This is a genomic window from Xenorhabdus cabanillasii (assembly GCF_003386665.1).
Classification (GTDB): domain Bacteria; phylum Pseudomonadota; class Gammaproteobacteria; order Enterobacterales; family Enterobacteriaceae; genus Xenorhabdus; species Xenorhabdus cabanillasii.
Genome location: NZ_QTUB01000001.1, coordinates 646,043 through 669,966, shown reverse-complemented (window position 1 = coordinate 669,966; position 23,924 = coordinate 646,043). Strand labels below are relative to the sequence as shown.

22 protein-coding genes, 1 tRNA gene and 8 pseudogenes are annotated in these 23,924 nt (G+C 43.3%); 11 read left to right on the top strand and 20 right to left on the bottom strand.

Features of this window, described 5'->3' with window-relative positions; translation table 11 throughout:
* Nucleotides 1-167: 167 nt before the first annotated feature.
* The 6 genes from BDD26_RS03420 (at nt 168) to BDD26_RS03395 (ending at nt 6,693) form a co-directional block, all read left to right on the top strand.
* Nucleotides 168-1,070 carry a TauD/TfdA family dioxygenase gene (locus tag BDD26_RS03420; RefSeq protein WP_115825552.1) on the top strand — a complete coding sequence of 301 codons (903 nt, stop codon included), beginning with the start codon at nt 168-170 and terminating at the stop codon, nt 1,068-1,070.
* 54 nt (nt 1,071-1,124) lie between these two features.
* The gene (locus BDD26_RS03415; RefSeq protein WP_115825551.1) at nt 1,125-2,036 is read left to right on the top strand and encodes an AEC family transporter; all 912 of its coding nucleotides are present in this window, start codon (nt 1,125-1,127) and stop codon (nt 2,034-2,036) included.
* Between the two features lie 635 nt (nt 2,037-2,671).
* Nucleotides 2,672-3,973, top strand: coding sequence for an anaerobic C4-dicarboxylate transporter (locus BDD26_RS03410; RefSeq protein WP_115825550.1), 1,302 nt, complete (start codon nt 2,672-2,674; stop codon nt 3,971-3,973).
* A gap of 154 nt (nt 3,974-4,127) precedes the next feature.
* Nucleotides 4,128-5,846 carry a protein-disulfide reductase DsbD gene (locus tag BDD26_RS03405; RefSeq protein ID WP_115825549.1) on the top strand — a complete coding sequence of 573 codons (1,719 nt, stop codon included), beginning with the start codon at nt 4,128-4,130 and terminating at the stop codon, nt 5,844-5,846.
* 68 nt (nt 5,847-5,914) lie between these two features.
* Nucleotides 5,915-6,487, top strand: a complete 573-nt coding sequence (dicD, locus tag BDD26_RS03400) for a division control transcriptional repressor DicD (RefSeq protein WP_038260428.1) — start codon at nt 5,915-5,917, stop codon at nt 6,485-6,487.
* A gap of 130 nt (nt 6,488-6,617) precedes the next feature.
* Nucleotides 6,618-6,693 (top strand) — tRNA-Phe (locus BDD26_RS03395).
* A 337-nt stretch (nt 6,694-7,030) separates the two neighbouring features.
* Here BDD26_RS03395 and BDD26_RS03390 read toward each other — a convergent pair.
* The 11 genes and pseudogenes from BDD26_RS03390 to BDD26_RS20735 all read right to left on the bottom strand — a co-directional run.
* Nucleotides 7,031-8,080, bottom strand: a complete 1,050-nt coding sequence (locus BDD26_RS03390; protein ID WP_425330418.1) for a tyrosine-type recombinase/integrase — start codon at nt 8,078-8,080, stop codon at nt 7,031-7,033.
* A 57-nt stretch (nt 8,081-8,137) separates the two neighbouring features.
* On the bottom strand, nt 8,138-9,154 hold the full coding sequence (locus tag BDD26_RS03385) for a TraI domain-containing protein (RefSeq protein WP_115825548.1): 1,017 nt from the start codon (nt 9,152-9,154) through the stop codon (nt 8,138-8,140).
* A gap of 215 nt (nt 9,155-9,369) precedes the next feature.
* Complete coding sequence (locus BDD26_RS03380) at nt 9,370-10,044, bottom strand: N-6 DNA methylase (protein ID WP_115825547.1); 675 nt, start codon at nt 10,042-10,044, stop codon at nt 9,370-9,372.
* A 110-nt stretch (nt 10,045-10,154) separates the two neighbouring features.
* A complete protein-coding gene (locus tag BDD26_RS03375; RefSeq protein ID WP_115825546.1) occupies nt 10,155-11,078 on the bottom strand; it encodes a DUF1281 domain-containing protein in 924 nt (307 codons plus the stop codon).
* Between the two features lie 94 nt (nt 11,079-11,172).
* Nucleotides 11,173-11,469 carry a TA system toxin CbtA family protein gene (locus BDD26_RS03370; RefSeq protein WP_115825545.1) on the bottom strand — a complete coding sequence of 99 codons (297 nt, stop codon included), beginning with the start codon at nt 11,467-11,469 and terminating at the stop codon, nt 11,173-11,175.
* Entirely contained in the window at nt 11,466-12,026 is a 561-nt protein-coding gene (locus tag BDD26_RS03365; protein WP_115825544.1) for a hypothetical protein, read from the bottom strand. The genes BDD26_RS03370 and BDD26_RS03365 overlap by 4 nt, the downstream gene beginning before the upstream one ends.
* Before the next feature lie 120 nt (nt 12,027-12,146).
* Nucleotides 12,147-12,608 carry an antirestriction protein gene (locus tag BDD26_RS03360; RefSeq protein ID WP_115825543.1) on the bottom strand — a complete coding sequence of 154 codons (462 nt, stop codon included), beginning with the start codon at nt 12,606-12,608 and terminating at the stop codon, nt 12,147-12,149.
* Nucleotides 12,609-12,620: 12 nt separating this feature from the next.
* Entirely contained in the window at nt 12,621-13,052 is a 432-nt protein-coding gene (locus BDD26_RS03355) for an antirestriction protein (protein WP_115825542.1), read from the bottom strand.
* A 584-nt stretch (nt 13,053-13,636) separates the two neighbouring features.
* Nucleotides 13,637-14,443 (bottom strand): DNA adenine methylase, encoded by an 807-nt coding sequence (locus BDD26_RS03350; protein WP_115825541.1) that lies wholly within the window; start codon nt 14,441-14,443, stop codon nt 13,637-13,639.
* Nucleotides 14,427-15,415 (bottom strand): annotated as a pseudogene (locus BDD26_RS03345) (IS630 family transposase). The gene BDD26_RS03350 and the pseudogene BDD26_RS03345 overlap by 17 nt, the downstream one beginning before the upstream one ends.
* Before the next feature lie 45 nt (nt 15,416-15,460).
* A pseudogene (locus BDD26_RS20735) lies at nt 15,461-15,583 on the bottom strand (IS110 family transposase); the annotation flags it as partial.
* Between BDD26_RS20735 and BDD26_RS20730 the strand changes: the two are divergent.
* The 4 genes and pseudogenes from BDD26_RS20730 to BDD26_RS03325 form a co-directional block, all read left to right on the top strand.
* Complete coding sequence (locus tag BDD26_RS20730) at nt 15,543-15,764, top strand: Tn3 family transposase (protein ID WP_115825540.1); 222 nt, start codon at nt 15,543-15,545, stop codon at nt 15,762-15,764. The pseudogene BDD26_RS20735 and the gene BDD26_RS20730 sit on opposite strands and share 41 nt — an antisense overlap.
* Nucleotides 15,765-15,868: 104 nt before the next feature.
* Nucleotides 15,869-16,042, top strand: a pseudogene (locus BDD26_RS03335) (IS30 family transposase); the annotation flags it as partial.
* Nucleotides 16,043-16,375: 333 nt separating this feature from the next.
* Entirely contained in the window at nt 16,376-16,852 is a 477-nt protein-coding gene (locus BDD26_RS03330) for a glycine-rich domain-containing protein (RefSeq protein WP_115825539.1), read from the top strand.
* Nucleotides 16,853-16,993: 141 nt separating this feature from the next.
* Nucleotides 16,994-17,248 (top strand): annotated as a pseudogene (locus tag BDD26_RS03325) (transposase); the annotation flags it as partial.
* A 46-nt stretch (nt 17,249-17,294) separates the two neighbouring features.
* Here BDD26_RS03325 and BDD26_RS03320 read toward each other — a convergent pair.
* From BDD26_RS03320 to BDD26_RS19455, 6 genes and pseudogenes are all read right to left on the bottom strand, one after another.
* Nucleotides 17,295-18,252: pseudogene (locus BDD26_RS03320) on the bottom strand (IS256 family transposase); the annotation flags it as partial.
* A 39-nt stretch (nt 18,253-18,291) separates the two neighbouring features.
* Nucleotides 18,292-19,198: pseudogene (locus BDD26_RS03315) on the bottom strand (integrase domain-containing protein).
* Nucleotides 19,199-19,232: 34 nt separating this feature from the next.
* Entirely contained in the window at nt 19,233-19,379 is a 147-nt protein-coding gene (locus tag BDD26_RS19705; RefSeq protein ID WP_211305446.1) for a hypothetical protein, read from the bottom strand.
* 862 nt (nt 19,380-20,241) lie between these two features.
* A complete protein-coding gene (locus BDD26_RS03305; RefSeq protein ID WP_115825537.1) occupies nt 20,242-21,378 on the bottom strand; it encodes an ISAs1 family transposase in 1,137 nt (378 codons plus the stop codon).
* A gap of 138 nt (nt 21,379-21,516) precedes the next feature.
* Complete coding sequence (locus BDD26_RS03300) at nt 21,517-21,714, bottom strand: hypothetical protein (protein ID WP_115825536.1); 198 nt, start codon at nt 21,712-21,714, stop codon at nt 21,517-21,519.
* A 2-nt stretch (nt 21,715-21,716) separates the two neighbouring features.
* Nucleotides 21,717-21,881 (bottom strand): hypothetical protein, encoded by a 165-nt coding sequence (locus tag BDD26_RS19455; protein ID WP_170140366.1) that lies wholly within the window; start codon nt 21,879-21,881, stop codon nt 21,717-21,719.
* Nucleotides 21,882-22,449: 568 nt separating this feature from the next.
* On the opposite strand from BDD26_RS19455, the pseudogene BDD26_RS03295 reads away from it, so the two are divergent.
* Nucleotides 22,450-22,602, top strand: a pseudogene (locus BDD26_RS03295) (IS110 family transposase); the annotation flags it as partial.
* Nucleotides 22,603-23,094: 492 nt separating this feature from the next.
* Here the strand turns inward: BDD26_RS03295 and BDD26_RS19920 are convergent.
* The 3 genes and pseudogenes from BDD26_RS19920 to BDD26_RS19910 all read right to left on the bottom strand — a co-directional run bounded on the left by BDD26_RS19920 (nt 23,095) and on the right by BDD26_RS19910 (nt 23,819).
* Nucleotides 23,095-23,235 (bottom strand): helix-turn-helix domain-containing protein, encoded by a 141-nt coding sequence (locus BDD26_RS19920; protein WP_244922639.1) that lies wholly within the window; start codon nt 23,233-23,235, stop codon nt 23,095-23,097.
* A gap of 23 nt (nt 23,236-23,258) precedes the next feature.
* Nucleotides 23,259-23,600 (bottom strand): annotated as a pseudogene (locus tag BDD26_RS19915) (helix-turn-helix domain-containing protein); the annotation flags it as partial.
* 24 nt (nt 23,601-23,624) lie between these two features.
* Nucleotides 23,625-23,819: a hypothetical protein gene (locus BDD26_RS19910; protein ID WP_115825535.1), complete on the bottom strand. Its 195-nt coding sequence runs from the start codon at nt 23,817-23,819 to the stop codon at nt 23,625-23,627.
* Between the last annotated feature and the right edge of the window lie 105 nt (nt 23,820-23,924).

Genomic DNA, 23,924 nt, shown 5'->3' with positions numbered 1-23,924 from the left:
TAATAACAATCACATCATTAAATTAAATCAATAACACTCCATTTTATTTCGTTTATATTAAATATTATTACATTATGATATTTATTATTTATTTACACAAACAAAGAAACACCGTATTATCAAAATACAAAACTCACATAACAAATATTAACACCAAGAATATAATCATGAAAATCGTCATACCTAATGAAGCATACGAATTATGGCAAGAGGAACTTTACGGAGTAACCAGAAACGTAACAGGTATTAATAAAGAGATAATTATTAAGAGTAAAGAAATAGCTGAAAAATTTTTACCTGACATTAAAGAACTTCGTAATGAAATTAATTACGGGAAAGGATATGTCCAGTTCTCTAACATCCCTATAGATAAAGCCATACCTTCCGTTCCAACTGATGGAACGGTCTCTAAAGAAAAAGGAATTATCTCAGAGCTTAGTATTCTCGGAGTAAGTAACGCACTAGGATTCAATCCATTCTCATATAAGGAAGAAAAAGATGGAGCCCTTGTCCACGAAATTGTTCCTGTTAAATCCAAAGAAAATGTACCATCGAATAATGGAACAGTAGAGTTTGATTATCATACTGATGCAGCTTACTTAAATAGATATATTAGACCACATACTCTATCATTAGTATGTTTGACTGATAAATATAAAACAGGAACAAGATTAGCATCACTTAGCGAAGCCTTGGAAAAAATCTCAAAAGATGAAATAGATATATTAATGAGTAAATTATATATTCATACTGCTCCTGCTACATTTAATGTTAACTTTGAAAAAACAAAAACATCTGTACTAGATCGTATTGATGGAATTTATGAAATGAAAGTAGCATTCCATAATACAACAGGTATAAATGAAAAAGCCCAAAAAGCCTTATCTAGCTTACATGATGCCATTGATAGTGTCGTTTTTACTCATGAATGGCAACCTGGAAATCTTATTATATTCAATAATTTAAGATGCGTACATGGTAGGGGAGAAGTGAAAGGTGAACGCTGGCTTCAGCGGTGTTATGGTTCATCCATAATTCCAACAGCTACTGTACTGGAATTAACATGTTAAAGTTATAAGCCTACTAATTTGTAGGCTTAAAATTTTATAAAAATTAGGTGATTTATGTTTTTTGAAGTTATGTTTAGAGTATTTTTATTAGTATTCATCACATTAATAGGTTTTGTTATTGGCAAGGTGTTAAATTTAAAAACAAAAGATATATCATCATTATTAATATATATTATATCCCCTGTTGTTATTTTTATCTCAATAATACAATCACCCTCAGACTTAACTTATTTCTCATATTCAATCGCAAGTTTTTTGACAGCGTCACTTTCTGCATTCATGGCTTATTTAGTAGGAAAAATTTTATGGGACTGCAATAAATCAAATCTATTTGGATTCGCAGGCGGAACAGGTAACACTGGCTATTTTGCATTACCGATAGCCTTTGCTATTTTTAACTCTAATCAAATAGCTATTACCATTTTTATCATTATAGGCATCAATCTATATGAATTTACAGTGGGCTATTTTATTACCGCCAAAGGTAATTTATCCACAAGAGAATGCCTAATAAAAATCATTAAATTACCAATCATTTACTCTGCAATATTAGGCGTGTTTTTTAAAAGTAGTGAGATCACATTAAATCCAATACTCATTTCTACACTAGAAAATTTCAAAGGTGCTTATAGCGTTCTTGGCATGATGGTTATTGGGATTACTCTATCTTCTTTTTATAAGATAAAGATTGATTGGAAATTTTCTTTCTTTTCATTGTTATGGAAACATATGATATATCCTGTTGTTGGTATATCCTTTTTTTATTATATAATTGATGTCCCTAATAACTTACTAACTGTAATAGCATTAATGTTAGCCACACCTATGGCCGGTAATGTAGTTGTTATTGCAAGCAACCTTAATTTACATCCTGAAAAAGCAGCTTTTTCAGTAATGTTGAGTACAATACTTGCCATTATTACTGTACCAATTTCCATCATCATATTTAGCAATTTCACTAGTTGAATTTAATAATTATACTTAAAATCACATCCCCTTTTAAATAGAAGTCAAAATATAATATGAGCTACAACATGGCTCATATTATAACAACTAAAATAACATTACATTTTTCTCGATTCCGCATAGTAACTGCAACATGAAATTTACATTAAAATCACTTATAACGATTTAATGTAAAATACTATTTTCTAACTATAACCGACCTTCATATCAAAAATTAAACGTAAATTACACTTATAAAAACATAAAAAGTTTGTGTTAAAACAATATATAATGATGTAATCTCTATTAAATTACTCAATAAATAAAAAAACCAGCATATAAAAGTAAAATGCTTTGATGACGATGACATACAATATAAATATTTTTAGTAAAAAAATCAATTAATTAAGATGAGTTACTGATTTTAATGCCGTTACACAATCAGGAGATTCTTGACCTCAACTCTGTGTCGATCACATAACTCGCAATCGACTGAAAGTCTTGTATATCAGGAACCGAAATAAAGAGTTCTATTATTGGGCAGTTAGAACCTAATGGGTAGATTCTTAGTTAGATATAGAATTTTTAGCTTTACCAATCACACTAAAATTTAACAAAAAATTTTCACAATATTAAAAAACAAAGGAGTACGTAATATGTTAGCCGTAGAATTAATTATCGTTCTGCTGGCCATTTTTTTGGGGGCGCGATTAGGGGGAATCGGTATTGGCTTTGCCGGGGCACTTGGTGTCTTAGTTCTGTCTATAATCGGAGTCAAACCGGGAAGTATTCCATTTGACGTTATTTCAATCATCATGGGAGTCATTGCGGCTATTTCTGTCATGCAAGTAGCTGGTGGGCTAGATTATTTGGTTCAACAAACAGAGAAACTACTGCGAAGAAACCCGAAGTATATCACTATCCTCGCACCAATCGTCACTTATTGTTTGACGTTGTTGGCTGGAACAGGAAATATTTCTCTGGCAACACAACCCGTGATCGCCGAAGTAGCAAAAGAACAAGGCATTAAACCATGTCGGCCACTATCAACAGCCGTCGTAGCCGCACAAATTGGACTCACCTCTTCACCAATCTCCGCCGCAGTAGTTTATATGTCTTCTATTATGGAAGGGCAAGGTATTAGCTATATTCAAATGTTGATGGTAATAATCCCCTCATCGTTTACTGCGGTTATTTTGATGTCATTCATTATTTCATGGTTTTTCGATTCTAAATTGTCTAACGATCCGATTTATCAAAAACGCCTTACAGATGGTCTAATCGAACTACGCAGTAACCAAAAAATTGATATCAAACCAAAAGCTAAGCTCTCTGTCCTACTGTTTCTATTAGGGGTAATTGGGATCGTTATTTATGCAATTATCAACAGTCCGAGTGTCGGCCTTATTGAAAAATCCCTGATGAACACCACAAATGCAATTCTGATCATCATGCTCAGTATCGCTACCCTTACCACCATTCTCTGCTCTGTCGATACGGATGCCATTCTGAACTCAAGTACTTTTAAAGCAGGCATGAGTGCATGTATCTGTATTTTAGGGGTTGCATGGTTAGGGGATACTTTTGTACAGGCTAATCTTGACTGGATCAAAGCCACCGCCGGGAGTTTGATCCATGCTCAACCGTGGCTGCTGGCCGTTATTTTCTTCTTCTGTTCCGCTTTGCTTTATTCGCAAGCAGCAACAGCAAAAGCGTTGATGCCAATGGCGCTGGCACTGCATGTCACACCATTGACTGCAATTGCTTCGTTCTCTGCGGTTTCCGGTCTATTCATTTTGCCAACCTATCCGACACTGGTTGCAGCAGTGCAAATGGATGATACCGGAACTACCCGGATCGGACGCTTCGTTTTCAATCACCCGTTCTTCATTCCGGGAACAATTGCTGTTGGATTGGCTGTAGCATTCGGTTTCCTATTTGGAGACATGGTTCTGTAATTTTCACACTTTGCTTAGTGTTATCTCAGGGGTTTAAAAAGCCCCTGAATATTTTCTTTCCCATACTTATTTCCAATAATCTTTCCTGAAAAAAACACCGCATTGTTTTAATATTAGGCAACCCTATAAAAAACAGGCAGGCAAAAGATATCTTATGATGAAACGTGTTCTCATATTGTTTCTACTATTCAGTGCAATTGCTGCTTCTCCCATTACAGCCAACGCATTGTTTGAGCGGCCCGAACAGAATTTATATCTTCCCGCTGAACAAGCATTCATGTTTGATTTTCAGCAGAAAGGGGATCAACTGACTCTGAGCTGGGACATTAAACCCGGTTATTACCTCTATAGAAAACAGTTCATCATCACACCAAACCAACAAGCTACCTTAGGTCATATCGATTTTTCCAAGGCGACAGCGCATGAAGATGAGTTTTTTGGCAAAACCGAGGTCTATTTCCAATCAGCGCATATTTACATTCCCATCCTTGCTGCGACCAATAACTCAACTCTTCAGGTCAAATATCAAGGTTGTGCAGAAGCGGGGTATTGCTACCCCCCGGAAACACTTACCGTACCTCTGCGTGCTGTCATTGCTTCCTCTTCACCAAAAGTATCTCTGAGTGAACCTTCACTACAGAAAGAAACACTCCCCAAAACACATGAGACTCCCTTTTCACCGCTATGGGCGTTATTGATTGGTATTGGTATCGCATTTACGCCTTGCATTCTGCCTATGTACCCGCTGATTTCCGGCATTATTCTGGGGCAACAGAGACCTGAAAGCCTGAAACGTATTTTCTGGCTGGCGATGAGTTATGTGCAAGGAATGGCTATTACTTATACTGTATTGGGGTTAATCGTCGCTGCGGCAGGTCTACAGTTTCAGGCCGCATTGCAAAGCCCTTATATTCTGGCGGGGCTGTCCATACTGTTTATCTTACTTGCATTATCCATGTTTGGAACGTATTCACTACAGCTCCCTTCTTCCGTTCAAACCCGTCTGGTGAACTGGAGTAACCAGCAGAAAAGCGGCTCTTATTTGGGGGTATTTATTATGGGAATGCTGGCAGGACTGATTGCCTCTCCCTGTACAACAGCCCCACTTAGCGCCATCTTACTTTACATCGCCCAAAGTGGTAACACCGTGCTTGGTGGCCTGACACTTTACCTTTATGCAATAGGAATGGGATTACCACTCATCGCTGTTACTTTATTTGGTCACAAATTCTTACCCCGCAGCGGCCCATGGATGCAATACGTTAAAGAAGCATTCGGCTTTATTATTCTTGCACTGCCAATTTTTTTACTGGAAAGGGTCTTCGGTGAAACCTGGGGAATAAGATTGTGGAGCATGTTGGGTGTAGCCTTCTTCAGCTGGGCTTTTGTGTTAACACTCAACAACAAAAATGGTTGGCTACGTACCCTACAACTCATTCTACTGACACTGGCTTTAATCTCGTCACGCCCCTTGCAGGATTGGGTATGGGGAACTCAGGCTACAGCACAACAACAAGCATCTTTGAAATTTCAGCAAGTCAGTGACTGGCAGGAATTGAGCCAAATTCTGGCTGAAAACCGCCACAAACCGGTAATGTTGGATCTGTATGCAGATTGGTGTGTCGCCTGTAAAGAGTTCGAGAAATATACCTTCAGCGCCCCACAGGTGCAAAAACAGTTAAGCAATTTCCTCCTGTTGCAGGCTAATGTCACAGAAAATAGCGCCAGACAGAAAGAACTGCTGCAAAAATTGAAGGTACTTGGGCTTCCTACTATTTTGTTTTTTGACTCTCAGGGAAAAGAGCTATCCGATTCACGGGTTAATGGATTTATGGATGCAGAACGTTTCAACCGCCACTTGCAGCATCTATAGCCAATAAACTCCCAACCGGAATCAGCAAGATGAAGGGTAAACAGAAATCATTTAAAAGGAGAACAATTGTGCAACGTGAATATGTGCTTAGTCATAGTCTGAATTTACTTGAGCAACATGGTTTATCAGCAACATTGGAAACACTTTTAACTCCCCTCAATATTGATATCAACCACATAAAACATTTCTGGCCTGATCGCGAGGCCCTGCTCTACGATTGTTTACGCTATCATAGTCAGCAAATTGAAGCCTGGCAGCGTCATATCTTGTTGGATGAAACCTTAAGCCCGGAGCAGAAATTATTGGCCCGTTACGATACGCTAAAGGAAAAGGTACGAGAGCAGCGCTATCCCGGTTGTTTGTTCATTGCAGCTTGTGGCGCTTTTCCTGATACTGACCATCCGATTCATCAACTGGCAGAGTTACAAAAACAGAATTCTTTTCACTATACGATCGGGTTATTACAGCAAATTGGTATCGAAGATAGTGAACAGGTTGCCAAACAGATGGAACTTATCCTTGAAGGCTGTCTCAGCAAACTATTAGTGAAAAGAGAACTTGAGGATGTGATTACGGCGAAATTACTGGCTCAGGATATTCTGATCATTGCTAAATGCCGGAAAGACGGCGCTTTGAGCTGATAAAAAGTAGCCAAAGCTGAATAATCACACCAGAACAGTATAAAAATACAACCAACAGCCATTTTTCACATTTTTTTCGCAGAAAGTCGTTGACGAATTGGAGTGAATACGGTTTAATGCGTCCCCGTTAGCCCGGATAGCTCAGTCGGTAGAGCAGGGGATTGAAAATCCCCGTGTCGGTGGTTCGATTCCGCCTCCGGGCACCAAGATTTGATGCGGGTTTGTCAGAGTTTGTTAAATTTACTGACAAATGCGTTAAAAACAAACAATAGTTAATAAGATGTTAAATGACAATTTGCACGCTATTGTGGTGTTTAAAAAAGGTTTAGACAAGATTACAGGGTGGCTGTTTTAATAGCCGCCCTTTTCTCGTTGAAGGTAATGATTTCAGTAATTGATTCTGATGTCAAGTCAGGCGAAAACTTCACGGGGCACAGAATTGGCCGTGCTGCTTTTTTATGCCATCCCTGTTGATGCAGGGCAGCTCACACAAGCTACCGCCTAAATTCCGCCTGAGTCCCGCCCTGTTTTTTTTAATCCATTTTATTCATGCTCATCGGAACACGCATCAAAGCGGTCGGTGTATAACCCCAGTTCCCGCTCCAGTGTTTTCCCTGTCACTTCCATGTCGAGATCAATGTATTCCATCGTCGTTGCGACATTACGATGCCCCAGTAATCGTTTCACCAGCGGCAGGTTGCGATCCGGCGATTTCATCAGCGTTGAAGCCACCGTGTGACGATACCGGTGCGGAGAGACGGCAAAATCACACTCTCTGGATAACCGGCGGAAAAAAGAGCGGAGCTGTTGTTTTTCCCGGTTAATATCGTATTTGTAACGGGAAAGCCGGCTTGGGTGCGGCACACTTAACCGGCTGAGGTCAAAAATCGGATCATCCGCTTTCGCACCGGCGGCCACCGCCCGTTCAATCAAATGTGCCAGCCGGGGCTTGAGAGGCTGGACAATCGGTATCTCCCATTCACTGTGATTCTTGCTGCCTGCCAGACCCAGTTCAATCGAATTTCCTTCCAGATTGATATCCCGTAACCGCAGGTGCAGCAACTGATTCTGCCGCATCCCCGTAAAGCGCAATGTCGCCAGCACCGTTGACCAATACCAGGTCGGATACAGAGCACAACGCCCTCCCCGTGGCATCACCTCGGTTCTTTCTTCTTCCGCAAACTTCCCCATCAACAGATTAATACGGGTTATCTGCGATTGACTCAAAATCTTCTTCTTTTTCTTCTCTTTTTTAACCACGGCGTTGTTAAACGGGTTCTCGGTGTGAGGCAGCAGTTTTCGCTCCATTCCGAAATTAAAAATCGCCCGCAGGTGAGCCACCTTATTATTCCAGGTATGGCTCGACTGCTTTTTCTCCACCAGAAGGTGACGCCGCCACCGCAGCACCTCCCGGTGAATAACCTGCGCCGGTGATGCCGCCTCCCCCATAAACCGGATAAAACCCCGTGTGACCTTGCGATAACTCCATTCGGTATCCGGTCTCAGGATATGTGAAAAAAAGTACTCTTCTAATAATCCTTCCCAACTGAGGGTGTCTACTGTGTGCAACATGTTATTTTTTCCTCGGCTCATCCTGCCGTTTCCTGTCCAAAACAATTCGCGGCAATAAAATACAAATAACCATTTGAATTATTTATCTTTAAATGATGAATGCAGGTGACTGTCAGGGGCAATACTTTCTTTCTCTCGTTTTGACCGTTTGGTCAGTTTCGAGGCGGAGTGGTGATTTTTTCCCTGATTTTGCGGCGAAGATCCATCAGGTGACTGAAATAAGGATAATAATGTCAGGGTATCGTCAGACACGGATGGCGGTGGGGTTGTGATTTCACTGACAGGAGGCGTGGATGTCGTTTCCGGTACCGGATTGCATTCGGAAGATAACACCGCCTCCTTCGCCGGAGATGGAGAAACTTCCTGTTTCCCCCGCAAAGGGGAATGAACCTGCCCGGCAGCCGCCTGAAGCAATGCCTCTATCAGCGGGACAGTGGAAGGCCGGCCATTGAGATGCTGCATCAGACAGTGCCAGACTTCCGGTACGGTCACCAGCCACATCATGGCTTTTTCCGGTAACAGACAGGCTGCCAGCAACACTTCCTGCGGGGCCGACGGTATGTTCTCCGGTGCGCGAAAACGGAAACGAAACGGTTTGTCGGGAATACCAATGCCCGGTTGCCAGACCTGCCCGTCTTCCAGTTCCCCTTCGAGCTGCCGCAACAACGGCAGGTGGTAAAACAACGCCGCCCAGAACACCGCAGCCTGCCATAAGACACCCTGTGCTGCCTGCGTTTCCGGAGCTACACCCGGCGGTAATAAATGCCCTTTCGCTAACCGCACGGCACAGGTGGTAAATTGTAGCGTCAGGTCAGCAAATCCCCCCAATGCTGACCATTCCTCTGCCTGTGTTGCCGGTACCTGTTCGACACTGCCCAGCAATTGCTTCACCGGTGCAAGATAAAAACGCTGATACAGCCCGTTAGGGAGTGCACTGTTTTGCCATAATTGTTGGAGGTACTGCCGACGCTGGGGCGTTGCTAACAATTCATCGGCTGATTGGGGTTGAAAATACCCCCGGCAATCTTCCGACGAAAATGATTTGGGCTGCGGGCGTGTCTGTCGGGTAAAACAGGATTTAAGACGCTGAAACATCATGCTTCCTCTTTCGGTTCAAATGTGGCTCAGTGTCGATGAATCCCGGTCGGAAACAAGGCACAACTCTTTTTACGGAAATGAAAATTAATCTGACTCGATTCACTCCCTAACTGGCTTACTGAATCAACTTAATTTTTACCCTAATTCATTGCATTAACATCGTTTAAAAACAAAAAAAGCGCCCCGAAAGGCGCTGTGGTTGAAAAATACGGTCAGGCGGCGATAAGCTTAACCTCCCGCAAACGCGCAGACCAGTTACCCAGATAATGCGCGGGCGTGTAACGCGTCCGTTTGTTGCCGCCATCATGCAGAGCATTGCCAATGGTGACGGCGGCCGGAATACCGCTCAGGGATAACTGGATATACGCCATCACCGCCGCCAGCGGGTCAATATCAACCACTGACACCCACAGGCTGCACAACGGATCATGCCCCAATTCCCTCAGTACATCGGCGGCAGCCAGTATCATACAACCCGCCCCGACGCACGGATCGCACAGCGTGACAAACGGTTGTGTCTGCAACAGCCCGGCCGCATCATGCAACTGCATTTGTGCCATCATTCTGGCCACTTCCCAGGGGGTAAAGAATTGCTGAAGATCTTTATTGCCCAGTTCCAGCTGCATAAATACACTGCCGAGAAAGTCACCGGACTCTTGCGCCAGTCCGAGCACCACATGGGAAAACAGCTGTACAATCCGGTCAACATCTGCCCGCTCGTACTTCTTGATGGTTTTCAGGTAATACTGCTCTAGCTCCTCACTGAAACAGTGCTTATTGTGGATCGCCGCCATGGCACAATTGCAAAAATCCCGGAAGACCTGATAACGGGCCGTTTGCTTAAACAGCGAAATGAATGCTTTCTGATGATCGGTTCGGGATGCCATTGCATGTTTTCCTTGCTGAACAAAAAGCGAAAAAAGGAAAACATGCCCCGAAAAGGGAACCGGTTTCCCTTTCGGTTGATGTGGTCAATTTGTATAAAATTAATAACCGCTTATTGCCCGACTGCGATAGCCGGCAGGGCCAGCGCCGTTTCCGCCTGCTCTCCGGTGACCAGATAGAGTGCCGGACGGTTTTCCCGGCCTGACTGACCGTGGCCACTGTCCACGTGCTCGCCCTGATCATAACAGTCGTAACCTTTGAGCTGACCTGATGCTTCGCTGTACCAGTGGCGGATTTCACAGTCAAACATCGCGGACAGCTCGCCCATCAGTTCCGCCGAAGGCGGTGCCCAGGGGGAATCAAAACGCACGGTTAAACTGCTGACATTGCGGCGTTCCCAGCGAACATGGTGACCAAACGGCCATTCCATCCCGTATTGTTCATCGTAAAACTGCGCCGTCGTGGCAATGCCTTTCAGCAGGGTGCTGCTACCGTTGATTTCGGTCGCCAGATTCGTTGACATAATCATCAGCATGTCGCAAGGCTGTGCCGCCTGCGGGTACGCATTCAGCTTATCCCAGCAGGCCCCGATATCGGGTGTGTCAGACCAGCCCACCATGCCGAACCAGTCGGTATACTGGCGGGTCAGCAGACGGGCGATAATATCACGCGCTGCTTCCGGCACCTTGTCCCAGGACATCAGGCTGAGACCGGACTGACGGTACAGGTTATCGATGCGTTTAATATTGTCCGTATTCAACGGCACATTATTCTGTAACAGCAACAACCACTGCTCAAAGGCCAGATGCTGCGCTGTTGGTGCCGCCGTGCCGCGCACCAGCGCCGGGTACGGCGTGTAAGTCTGCGGTTTGGTGGGTTTGAGTATCCCCGCACAACCGGCCAGAAACAGGCGCAGACTTTGTAACACCGCCTGACGGTAACGGGGGACTTCTTCCCCGCAGACCCACTGTTGCATCACATCGAGACAGACGGATTTGCCGGTGATTTCCAGTTGATTGGTGCACCATTCTGCCATGGTTAAGTTCCTCACTTGAATGATAAGAATAAACAGGAGGAACGGCCCACCCAGGGCACAGTTCCCCCCCGATGGGTAGATTGAACAAAAAGGATTACTGTCCGGTCTGCCTGAATAGCCTGTCAGCCAGACCGCTGTCAAAAATAACCGTCAGTTCATCGTGGATATCCAGATAAGGCGTACTGCGCGGGATAACCTGCGTATTCAGCCGGGTTAGGTCGTATTTATCCACCAGTTCGTTAATGGCTTCAGAAGGCCGGACACCGCGGGCTATCAGTGCTGCCACCGTGTCAGTTTCACACAGTGCCGTGTCAGTCAGGCTCAGACCAAAATGCCGTTTCAGCAAAGCCGCCGCAATCACCTGCCAGACGGTTAAACGTAACGTGGTCATAACGTCCCCTCAGAAAAGACACTGACAGAGACGCCATACCGGAGAATATCCCGCACTTCATGGCACTGCTGATAACAGGAGGAAACCCCATGCAGTGACAATAAATGCACCTTGTGCCACAACGCACGCGCCGCCGGAGTATTCTGCCAGCTCTGCTCAAGCATCGCTGCCTGACATAACCGCTGCTGTTGCTGTTCCAGTGACAGGCGTTCTGACGTCAGTATGACCGGCTGCGCCCAGATAATCTCTTCATCAAACCGGCCACCGAGCACTTTTCTGTCCTGTGCATCAAAAATCATAACGGTCAGCGGAAAAAAAGTCCCCGAAACCTGAGCAGATAACCTCGCCGGCACCGGCCAGTCACCCAGTAGATGGATCACCTTCAGCCGCTGCACCACTTCCGTGACGGTGGAGGCTTCGCACACCATCAGGGTTTCCGGCTGCAATGACTGTGGTGCTTTCGGGTATTGCCTCAGGCCGGTGACCTGAGCGGTAAACAGTTCTTCACGTAATGCGGTATCAGTTTCATCCGATGCCGGTAAAAAAATGGGGTTCATGGTGTTGTTCCTTGATTTTATGTCAATGAAAGAAAACACCCACCCGATACCGGGAAGGTGTTTTGGCTTCCCCGGTCAGGCGCTTAAGAAAAGCGTTAACAGCCTCATGGGCTGATAACATTAATGATGATTATTTTTGTTATGGATAAGTGACGGACTGATAACGTCCTCTCCGGGTTTCAGTGTCATGACCGAGGCTATCAGGCCGCTTTCCGGGTGCTGCTGCGCATACTCCTGCAATGCGCAGAACCGATACGCCTCCTTATTCTGTGTATCCGGCACCGCGATACGGGCTGATACGATGGCCGTGACCGCCAGCCCGAAGGCATCGGCTGAAAGCGTGACCGTCAGCTGCGTAACCGGCAGGTAAACGGAATACGTTTCCGCCCGTGTCGGCACCATATAAGTCAGCGATTCAGACACCTGTCGGCTTGTCCACTGTTCAGGCTGATAATCGCTACATAACGTCGATGCGGTATTCGCCAGCAGGAATCCCAGAAACAACCGTTCCAGCGGGGTTTTGTCGGGAAACACGACCGACAGCGCAAGACTGTCCAGCATAATCAGTTCATTATTTGGCATCACGTTCTCCCGTTATGCACCCTTTAAGCCCAAAGCCGCCCGGATACACTGAGCCTGAGGATGTTGCAACGCATATTCTCGCAGGGCGCAAAACCGTTCAGCGTACCCGTCCAGCTTCATCAGGGCCGTCAGATACCCCAATACGCTCAGGGTGACCATCAGTCCGAAGGCATCGGCAGAAACCTCACCTTTAAAATCCGTTGTTTCAACCCTGACCCCTGAGGAATCCGGCCGTACCGGTACAATATAGGCGATAGTGTCTGACACTTTCCGGTACTGCCACTGATCACACCGGTTATCATCACACAGCACGGCGGCGGCTTTAATGAACGTATGCTCCAGCAGCGTCAGCTCCAGCGAACCGGTGTGCGGAAAAATTTCAGCAAAGGGGGAGTGTTCAGACGCGGGCACGATGTCCGTGATCGGAGGTGTATTTTGTTGCATGGTATTCTCCTTAATGAAACAACGGAGAACACAGGACCCACTGGGAAACGTGTTCCCCGTTGGGTGACTGGCCGGTTGGCCATGATGGATAAGATTAAACAACCTTCATCGTCATCAGACTGACGATATCTGCTTCCAAAGGTGCGCAGATGTACCACACGGTGGTGTACTCCCTTGCAGGCTACAGGAGTGTTGCTGTCGCTGCCCGAAGGTGATCCTTACAAGCGACCGGATCATTCGTAAACTTTTCCACGCTAATGAAAGGAAATCATAAGGTCAATGGGTAATTCATTTCCCGGGACAAAAAATAATGTCAGGTACAGGGTCCTCCCAATCAAAGATATCCGTTACTCAATAGGTGTACTCATCTCTGTCATCGCCACAATGCAAAGGGAGCCTATTCTTCACACGTTACCTGTCGGCCGTTATACTACTTAGCCCTTCAAATAGGTGGCCGTATCTTCGGGTTATTTGCTCTCTCGAGATCCCCACGTTTTTAGCAATCGATGTTTTATTTATCTTATCGCCATTCATCATCATGCGTTCAATTTCTGATTTGATTTTGTTTTCAGTATGTTCCGCTCTCATGTGATGTATGCCCCTTGTGATGTGTGACATATGTTTGTATTTCCACTCTGCCTTAGCATTTCGTCACAATAAGGACTTATCCATAAGCATTCAGTCTTTAATCCAGTACCTTTCCCCGCTGAAATACGCGCTGTTTTTTCTTCTTTTCGCCAACCTGGCAAAAGGTCATTGTACAGTGCTGAATCATATCCACTTAAAACCACCATGCCGTCACAGTTTTTTAATGTAGACAGCAAATAGACGTGTTCATCTTCCGTCATTTCATATTTATACACACTACCCGATAAGTTTAAATTTCTCGTATTGTGCAGGTATGGCGGATCAACATAGAAAAGCGTATTGAGCGAATCATGATATTGAATACAGTCAACAGCAGGTCGGTTTTCGATATTGACACCACGGAGACGAGCACAAACCCATTTAATGACAGCGGGATACTTCTTCCATACATGGGCATGTGTAGCACTCGGGCGCTTTGCATCACATCGAAATCCCGTCTTATGACCGCACGCTGCGCCACCACTAAAACCCATCGCACTACGAACGATCATTCTTCTTGCCCGCTCGACAAAGTCAGTGGCGGGTTCATAACCTAATGCAAACTCATCTCGACTGTATGGTGTGAGTTGGCAAAGCTCATGCAAGCGTTTTGATTGCTCTTTATCTCTTAAAACAAGGAATAGATTGAACAACTCTTGATCTAAGTCGTTATAAACTTCGCTATAACTAATTGACTTTCCTAGTAAAATAGAAGATACACCCGAATATGGCTCAACATATACGCAATTAACTTGAAGATGCAGGAATTAAAGTTTGGAAATTATCCGTCAGCCGAGTAGCCAATTCCTGTATTTTTTCGGGGAAGGTGACATGAAAAAAATGATGAAATGTTTCACAGAATGTTTTTACATCCGGGAAATAGACATTGTTGCGTATCTGTTCATTCGCGTATTTCCATAATCGCTCAATCGGATTGAGATTAGGGCTGTAAGGCGGCAGATAATGCAACTCGATATCCAGAACCTCGGCGAAAAATTTAACTCTTTCAGAACGATGGTAACCGGCTCCATCCAGAATAATATGAATTTTTTGTGAAAGCGGATACGTTTCCCGGATTGCACCGAAAAACAGGACGACATTTTTTGCGTTAATCGTCGGATATTCACGAATAACTGTCTCTTCAATCCGCTGCAAATTGAGTGCACCCATGAGGTTGAGACGGGTACGGCTGCCTGTGGTTTCCAACCACTTTGACCTGCTCTCTGCCGCGTTTCATCCAACCGTAACTTAATTGTGTGGATTAGGTAGGATGCGTGGCATCAATAAACAAAATCGGCTCATGCTGACCCCATTTCGCTGTCAGCGCGTTGTAGGTCTCAATAAATTGTTGTTGTTTATCCACGTCGAATTTATGCGGCGTTCCCATCGGCTTTTTGTAACTGAATCCTTGACGATGGAGCCATTTTGTCATCCCGGCTACCGTGAAAGTCACCTGCCAGCGTGCCCAGACATAATCAACAATTTGCACGGTGGTGTGCATCAAATTTGCCGCCAGATATTCAACGAGTTCTGCCGTTTGTTCGGCAGATAAACAGCTTTCAGATGGCGACTCACCGTACTTTCATGAATACGCAAAGCCTGGGCAATCATCTGGGCAGTCCAACCTTCCGATGCCAAAAGTACGGCCTTGATGCGATCACGCACACGCCCATCACGAGTGGTATCGTGCATCAATTCGAGAGCTTTTTTTGGGCATTTGTCAGGGTAATTTTCATGGGCATAATCTTGATCTGATAGGAATGAAAAATCAAGCATCCTCAATTACGATTGGTATAGACTTTATGCGCGGGGAAATAGGAACATATCCACTTGGTTAATTGAGTTTCATGGCCTAAATCATTTATTCGTCTTGCCATAAAATGCGCGCCGGCACAAGCCTCCATCTGTCGTGGTGAATCTTACCATCAATTAACATCAGCAATAGCAAAGATTAGTGGCGGTAAGGTGTTAAATGGAAAAGATGAAATAGACTTGGGTATCAATGCAGAATCCATTCGCCTTATTGCAACAATAATTATTTTTTACAATGCACAGTTGCTATGTCGACTATATGAGTATTTTTAAATAAAGATGAACAAAAAGCGAAAGCGATAGCTCAAATGTCCCCCGTTGCTTGGCGGTATTTAAGCTTCTTAGGAAAATATGAATTTTGCAACAAAGACAAAAGCATTAATATTCAAAACAGACAATACTTTCCAAAGGAAACCAATTTTAATAAGGTCTCAGCTAAGGAAATAAATTTTGTGGTAAACCGATTAAATCATCGTCCCCGAAAAACACGGGGTGGGAAAATACCGAATGGATTATTTAAGGGAATACGAACATGTTTACTTCCGGACTAACGATGTTGCACTTATTATGTGAATCCAAGTTTTTATATCATCAAAAAATAAATTTAATAACTGATTATTTAGTTTATATATTATAAATCAAATAATCATTGTGATTATTCCTATATTAAAAAAAAATGTATTTTAATTTTTTTTATTGTTTTATCTTTTTATTGTTATTGCTATGGTTCTTTTGTTTTTTTAAACAAAATAGAAATTCAAACTCAATAATAAAAAGGAAAAAATCATGAAAGAGAATGCTATTAAACGAGTTAGAAAAATATCAACTCAATCAGGTTGTGGTTACAGGCCTTGGTAGCTAGGTATTTTATTTAAGCAACAGGGGTGGATTTTTATCACCCCTTATTTAAATTAAAAAATAATACGGTTGAAAAAATGACTAACAAAATGAATAAAAAAGAATTTTTAAAAAAAATGGAAAGTGTGAATTTTGAAAACATTATAAAGAAAATAACAAAAAAACATCCTAATATTGCTAGGGTATGGACAGAAGAAGGTGCACGTGATGCAGTGGAGCAATATAAAAAATTTATGTTCATTGTTTATAAATATGAGAATGGTGATGCATACATTGCTCCATCTATTGAAGTAGATGAAATATGGCATCATCATATTTTAGACACTAAAAACTATAAAAAAGATTGTGAAAATATTTTTGGTTATTTCGTACATCATTTTTCATATTTTCCATCATCTAAAAATGAAGAAGATACGTTCAAATCAATGAATAATCATTTTATGAAAACCCAAGAACTTTACTTCAAAGAGTTTGGTGAACATATGTATGAAGTAGATTTTTAATTATGTTTACATTCATTATTTATATAGAGCGTAAAAAATACAGCCCTATATTTAGAATAATCAAAGCACGACCCTGTACCTGAATTTGTGTAATTGCCTGTTTTTGGTATGTTTAATTTATCAACTAAAACAGGTGAAAAGATGGACGAGAAAAAGTTACAAGCCCTGGCTACTAAGCTGGCTAAAAATCTTAAAACTCCGGAAGATCTGAGCCAGCTCTCCCGCTTCCTCAAAAAAATGACCGTTGAAACCGCCCTTAAGGCAGAACTGGCTGCTCATCTGGGCCATGAAAAACACCAACCGAAATCGGACTCCAATACCCGCAATGGCTACTCGCCTAAGACTTTGCTGACCGAAGACGGCGACTTAGATCTGCAAATTCCCCGTGATCGTGAAAGCAAACCCTGTTTACGATTTTGTGTAATCGCCATTTTCATATTAATTAAACGTGACCGTTCAAACGGTCACCGAATTCAATCATAAATCGACTCATCGCCAGACGCCAATCTTGGATCGGTATCGTCCATTTTTTAGAGGCCGCCTGAATCGCCAGCCAGATAACTTTTTTCGCCGAATCATCCGACGGAAATATTTTGCGTTTCTTGATGTCATGCCGGATGACGCTGTTCAGCGATTCGATCGCATTCGTGGTATAAATCACTTTCCGGATTTCAGGTGGATAAGCAAAGAATGTCGACAGATTACCCCAGTTTTCCCGCCAGCTTCGGCTAATTTGGGGGTAACGCCCGTCCCACTGTTCAGCAAAAGTCACCAGGGCCTGCTGGGCTATTTCTTCTGTCGGGGCCTGATAAATCTGTTTCAGATCTTTGACGACCGCTTTAGCGTCTTTCCAGGACACGTAGCGCAGATTATTGCGTATCATGTGAACAATGCACAGTTGAAACCCGGGTTTGCGGGTAAACGGTATTAATCGCCTCAGGGAACCCTTTTAGCCCGTCAACACAGGCGATAAAAATGTCTTTGAGACCCCGATGATAGAGTTCGGTCAGCACACTGAGCCAGAATTTGGCTCCTTCATTCTCAGCCAGCCACAGCCCCAGCAGTTCCTTGTGCCCTTCGGTATTAATCCCCAGCGCGATGAAGACCGATTTATTAATAATTTGATTATCCAGACGCACTTTGACAACCAGACAATCCAGATAAACGATCGGATACAAGCTGTCCAGTGGACGGCTCTGCCACGCAATCACCTCGGCTTTCACGGCATCAGTCACTTTCGCAATCAGCGACGGCGAGATATCCGCATCATACAGTTCTTTGAAAGCCCCTGCGATATCGCGGGTTGTCATCCCTCTGGCGTACAAGGCCAGTATCTGACTGTCCATGCCGGTAATCCGCGTTTGATTTTTCCTGACCATTTGGGGTTCAAACGTGCTTTCAGTGAACACATCAAATCTAGTGTGAATCAATACAACTTATTATTCTCCCTCAATATTCTGGTAATACACCTGCCGGATATAACGTCCCCGCCCATCACCATGTCCTAAATCCATTGACACCAGTGCCAGCGCTTCCCGCTCACTGAAACCCTGTGCTTTATAATATGCGCCAGATTGTTGGGCAAAATGATATCGCATGCTGTGTGGCGCTTGCTTACCCACCAGTCCGGCACTTCTGACCACGTAACGGTAACGGTCTATCGCCTGATGGATCGTGGGCTTATCAATTAATCTGCCGCTGCGTCCTGCCTGTTCTCGCTCAGCATACGCAATAGCGTGTTGCAAGGCTTGCCGATCCAGTATGACCGTCTGCCTCGGTCGGTCGCCTTTGGTGCCGAACACTACCCACACAGACGTATGACTGTTTTCCAGCGCTTTTTTCCAGGTGGCTAAGGACTTACCGGATTCCACCGCTTCTTTGGTGCGCAGCCCCAATATATACGCCAGCTGCATTACCGCTGCCACGCCCCGATCTTTTTGCTCGGCCTGCTGAAAAGCCGTCTGAAATTCCGCCGGGGTTAATGCGGTTTTTGCTCCCCGGCGATCCGTATTGGCAATACCCAGTGCCCGGTTGCTCAGACGCGGATTATCGGCTGCCGCCAGCTTATGTTTCCCGGCCTGCGCTAAAATGGTTCGCAGCGTAGCCATCTCATTTTGCAATGTCCGGTGGCTGATATGGTCAGCCTTTCGCTGTGCAATGTAGTGCTCAATATATTTTGTTTTGAGACTGTCCATCTGCCGGAGCTTTATGCCTTTGTCTTTCAGAAAATGAAGAAATTGCCGGGCGATCCGCCACCGTCGCAAAACTTCCGTGCCCGTTTCGGGCACAGGCAATAAATGCTTTCCTGAACAACTCAACTTTTGAACGTGTCGATTTCTGCGCCATCCTCGCATCTCCTGCTGCTTTGCTGCTGTTTTATTTATTTTTCTGCGTGTCGGTTCAGGTTCACCGTTCCGTGGTGCGTCAGACAATGTGTAGCAGGGCGAGGTTGTGTTGAGTTTTTGCAGGAGCTCGCGATGTGCTCAGCACAGCGATGACATGCTCCCCGTTCAGTGCCTGATTCCATCAGGATGAACGCCTCATTATCTTGACGTAGGTAATCTCTCCTTTTTTACGGCATCAGCCTGTTGCAAGGCATGGGTGTTAAAAAATAAACGGAATAAAGTGAGTCAGAAGCAGAAAAACGCTCGTGGAAACGGGCTTCCCTGAGTAATGCGTGGATCAAATGGGTTGTAAAGCCAGACCGGACGTGCTCTGGACGTTGGCCGCCTGACGGCGTCACTTGGTAATCGCGCTGCTTTTACCCAAGTGACACCGCGCAACAGTGGACGCTGAAATCATTGACACCCGCTGATCCTATTGCGCAATCGCCGTACAGAATTCAGGACGTTTATCGTCAGTGTTCAAAACGCAGGTTAATGTTTTTCAGAACGAGGCAAAGCAGGTGCTGCCCGTGTTATGTGGTAAGCCGGTTGTGGATCACACCGGATAACTTTCATTGCCGGACGGAGGGTTGTTGTCCGACGACATCTGCTTCCAAAAGTGCGCAGATGTACCGCATGGTTGCTCTCCCTTGCAGGCTACGGGAGGTTTGTTTCGCCCTTTCATTGGTGATCTTTGCAGGCGATAAGATCACTGGTATTAATATCCGGATGATACCGTTTGTCTCAGGTAGGAGCAATATTTGTTTTATAATATAGTTTTTTATACCGCACATAATACCTTCTTCCTCTCTTATCTGTAAACGCCATAGCGGAATCCAGTATTCCTTTCCTCTTCCCCCTAATACTAAAACCATACTGATCGTTTGAATAAGGTGTTTATTCAGATGGTGGATTGAAATAATGCAAATTTTCAATTTATTGTTTACCAGATAATGAATACATTAATTTTACTAACTTTGAAACCCAGGGTGAGAGCATGAGTGTTCATTTCTTGCCCAACACCTGAAACCCTGCAATTAAGACCTTATCCAAATACTCACTGCTCATATTAGCCATGTTAGTTTTACGCCGGATGCTGGCTTTTACACTGCTTTCTGCTCGCAGCATATTCAGTGAAAAATGCCGCATCCCCGCTAATATCTCGGCAGCGTGGCCGCGACGAATGGGGCATGCATCTTCATTCATTGAAACATCAAGAATCCAATGGACGCGATTTTCTATGCTCCAATGCCCACGCACTGCCGCCTTAAAACGATCGGGGTCAAGTTCCGCTGAGCTGATGTAATAATGATAATCCAGTGATTCTTTTTTTCTCGCTTTATCAAGGCGATATCGTATTGCCACGCCAATACTTTTCAAGCCTTTCCATTCCGGCAATTGCAAGGCAAGCTTCCCTGCCGGTAAGACATGATATTCACGTAATTCAATTCGACCATATCCTTGTTCTATATTGACATTTTCTGACTGGCTGACGGCAGTGACGTGGGTTAACAGCGCTTGTTTAAGCTCGCGGTGTAATGTTGCCTGATTATCTTTTACGGCCAACAGGTAATCCCCGCCCTGGGCGATAATTTTTTGGGCAATTTGGGTCTGGCATCCCATCGCATCAAGGGTGACCAAACAGCCATTGATGTCCAGCAAATCAATTAATTTAGGAATTGCTTTGATTTCATTCGATTTTTTTTCGGTTTTTAGCTGCCCCATGACAATCCCATTGGCCGTGGCAAATGCACTCACCATATGAATAGCCGATAATCGTTTATGCCAATGCCCGGTTCCCCGTAATGCCTTGCCATCAATTGCGATGATTTCACCGTTGGTACGCTCGCTTACCGCCTGAGTCCAGCGAATAAAGCAGTGTTGAAACTGGACAGGATCAAGGCGGGAAATGATACGCGCTATTGTATCGTGGACAGGCAAACCGGTTTGAAAAAATCCCTTTTCCTGAAGCCAGTTGCTGCGCATATTTCCGAAGTCTTCAATATCTTCCCAGCCTTCAGCGCCAGTTAAAACGGCACACATTGTCAGAAAAAGCACATCAAACAGGGGATAGCTGATTTTGGCAGATTGGCGAGGATCTTTGATTTCACTGAAATGTTGAGAAAAGGCATCGAATTCCATGAGCGGACTCCCGAAAAAAGAGTATAAGATCACAACTTAATTCGTAGGTCAAATGGATTACTTTTGATTAAATAATGTTCGTGATCTCGCCCTGCCTTTCATATGGCCTTGCTTAAGAGAAATAATGAGATTACGTGACTATATATGATTTACATAAAAAATTTTCTCTAATAGAGACAAAGATAACTTTTTCTTGGCAAGTTCTGCTTCTATTTTATCTATAGTCCAATCCAAGTCTTCATTGAACCTATTTTCCTTACTCTCACGTAGCAGAACAACAGATATGTACTTTTTAATTGAGGGTATGTCAGATATTTCTGTATTATTTTTATTCATTTTTAGTTATCCCCGATGTGGCGACGATTCAAACAAGGATTCTCAGTACCGGCATCAACATCCGGCGAGGCGTAAGCCTCCCCTGCCTGAATCGTCATTGAATAAACGAATCGGGCTATAACTAGGACACTGGCAAGAATAACCTTACCAGTGTGTTGATGATACAAGGCTGAGAATTCCTTGACTATTAACAGTTCACTTTCATTAATAGTATTTTTAAATTAACCTATTTTATATATCAATTCAAGTATTTTAATCTAATATTTTTTATATATGCCATTAGCTTTGATAACTGGTGAATATATTGTGCGAATTAGCATAAAAAACCATTCTTTTATAGAATAGAGCAGTTCATTGAGTTCATGACGATATTAAACTAGAAATCAACAAAAAACCCGTTCAATCCACAAGCGTGCAATAATCGTTCAAACCTTTCAGTTCATGAGATCGCTAATGGCAGGAGAGAATAAAAACCATGGGGCACTTTATTCAGTTCGCGATAAAATGGGCAACCAAACATACTTTTGTCAGGCCCCTCACCATGAAAGCCCATATCGTTAAAGTGGCCTTCTGAGGTATCAGTCCTATGGTCTGGCGCAGTTTCAGGCTATCAGGCGAAACTTCTTTAGCGGCTTTGTTAAATAGGGGAATATAACCCCATAGTTAATGGGATGGTCACTCTGTAGGTGTAGACGTATTTTGACAAGGTGATTTCTTTTACATGAGGCTATCACCATGAATAATATAATACTTATCCGTATCGATGTCGGCAAACATACCTTTCATATCCACTGTCAGGATAAATCAGGTAAAGCTCTTCTCCGTAAAAAGCTAACCCACACCAAGTTAATGGAATTTCTAGCTAACTGCCCATTAGCAACCGTTATGCCGGCGCCGTCCTTCAATGCGAAAAGCATTCCTGCGTTGTCGCCTGTGCATTGGCAAACAAGTTAGCCCGAATAGCCTAGGCCATAACAACCCATCAAACCATGTTTGAAAGATAACGATAAACCCTAAGCAGCAACTTTATCGTTGATTTAAAGAGTTACCATCTGGTTTTGCGAAGACTGATTATTGATGACATGAACGGCCAGATGACGAACCTAAGCATAAAAATGGCTCGTTGAAGCCGAACCGTTTTTTAGGCGCATCAGGCGCGGAACTCATTGGGGCGCGGGCATCCTTTCCCATATTGACGCCGGATAGATTTACACACGCCCATCATAAATCAAAATCAGTGTTGCAAAAACGAGGGGAACCATAGAGTTATGCTCTCCTAACTAAAAGAAACATAACCAATTTACTTCTTAATAAAAATTCAACAAATTTAATTTTTAGCAAAATAATAATTTCATATGAAATTTTATTTCTTATCTCTATCTATCCCTTAACTTTGTCTCGACGACTGCGATTCTTTTTAGAAGAATATCGACTTGGCCAGATTTCTGATGGGTGTACATTAAGGCAGTTTGCAATTATCCGTTCTCCTTTTGGCCAGGGACGATACAAAACATTCCTCAAAGTAGAAACATTTAATCCAGATTCTATAGATAAAGCGGATAAGTTTTTTTCTTTGTCTTCAAAGCATTTATAATACCAGAGATACTCCAATCTTTATTTGTATCACATTGTTCTCTATATTTTTTGGAATTAATTTCATATCTATCCTTAACTGTTTTACTTATATATAAACAACCTAATTCATTAAGATATCGGCTAGGCCAGATTTCTGATGGATGTACATTAAGAAAATCCGCAATAATATATTCTGCTTTCGGATATGGTTTAACTAAAGCATGCCGTAATGTATTAGATGCATATCCATACTTACGAGATAAACTTAAAAGGTTAAATCCTTTCTTTTTAATTTCTTTTATTATTTTATAATCACTCCAATCATCAAATTTACTTTATAAATCTTGCCGACTCCCTTTTTTATTATATAAAATCGAAGAGGGTTTTCTATAAACATCACACACACCTCCTATATCCAACATTATTTCATCAAGGCGCTCATGCATTTTTCTATTTATTTTTCTACCAGTTATTGAGGTTTGAAATTTTTTATTCTTAATAGGATAGTTATTTTTTTTAGCTTGGTTCATAACATAATTCTCTCAGAAGATGAGTTGACTATACAAACTTATAAAAAACAGGAAAATTAAGATATAGATACACTTGATACTTAAAAAAGTAAAAAGAAGCAGAAA

Excerpts from the sequence above, each read along its gene's own strand:
- BDD26_RS03385 (WP_115825548.1), bottom strand. The coding sequence starts at position 9,154 with ATGTTTCAGCGTCTTAAATCCTGTTTTACCCGACAGACACGCCCGCAG.
- BDD26_RS19705 (WP_211305446.1), bottom strand. The coding sequence starts at position 19,379 with ATGGAATCAGGCACTGAACGGGGAGCATGTCATCGCTGTGCTGAGCAC.
- BDD26_RS03355 (WP_115825542.1), bottom strand. The coding sequence starts at position 13,052 with ATGCAACAAAATACACCTCCGATCACGGACATCGTGCCCGCGTCTGAA.
- BDD26_RS03380 (WP_115825547.1), bottom strand. The coding sequence starts at position 10,044 with ATGGCATCCCGAACCGATCATCAGAAAGCATTCATTTCGCTGTTTAAG.
- BDD26_RS03415 (WP_115825551.1), top strand. The coding sequence starts at position 1,125 with ATGTTTTTTGAAGTTATGTTTAGAGTATTTTTATTAGTATTCATCACA.
- BDD26_RS03405 (WP_115825549.1), top strand. The coding sequence starts at position 4,128 with ATGATGAAACGTGTTCTCATATTGTTTCTACTATTCAGTGCAATTGCT.
- BDD26_RS03300 (WP_115825536.1), bottom strand. The coding sequence starts at position 21,714 with ATGAATAAAAATAATACAGAAATATCTGACATACCCTCAATTAAAAAG.
- BDD26_RS03410 (WP_115825550.1), top strand. The coding sequence starts at position 2,672 with ATGTTAGCCGTAGAATTAATTATCGTTCTGCTGGCCATTTTTTTGGGG.
- BDD26_RS19910 (WP_115825535.1), bottom strand. The coding sequence starts at position 23,819 with ATGAACCAAGCTAAAAAAAATAACTATCCTATTAAGAATAAAAAATTT.
- BDD26_RS03360 (WP_115825543.1), bottom strand. The coding sequence starts at position 12,608 with ATGCCAAATAATGAACTGATTATGCTGGACAGTCTTGCGCTGTCGGTC.
- BDD26_RS03375 (WP_115825546.1), bottom strand. The coding sequence starts at position 11,078 with ATGGCAGAATGGTGCACCAATCAACTGGAAATCACCGGCAAATCCGTC.
- BDD26_RS03390 (WP_425330418.1), bottom strand. The coding sequence starts at position 8,080 with ATGAGCCGAGGAAAAAATAACATGTTGCACACAGTAGACACCCTCAGT.
- BDD26_RS03305 (WP_115825537.1), bottom strand. The coding sequence starts at position 21,378 with ATGGAATTCGATGCCTTTTCTCAACATTTCAGTGAAATCAAAGATCCT.
- BDD26_RS03365 (WP_115825544.1), bottom strand. The coding sequence starts at position 12,026 with ATGAACCCCATTTTTTTACCGGCATCGGATGAAACTGATACCGCATTA.
- BDD26_RS03420 (WP_115825552.1), top strand. The coding sequence starts at position 168 with ATGAAAATCGTCATACCTAATGAAGCATACGAATTATGGCAAGAGGAA.
- BDD26_RS03370 (WP_115825545.1), bottom strand. The coding sequence starts at position 11,469 with ATGACCACGTTACGTTTAACCGTCTGGCAGGTGATTGCGGCGGCTTTG.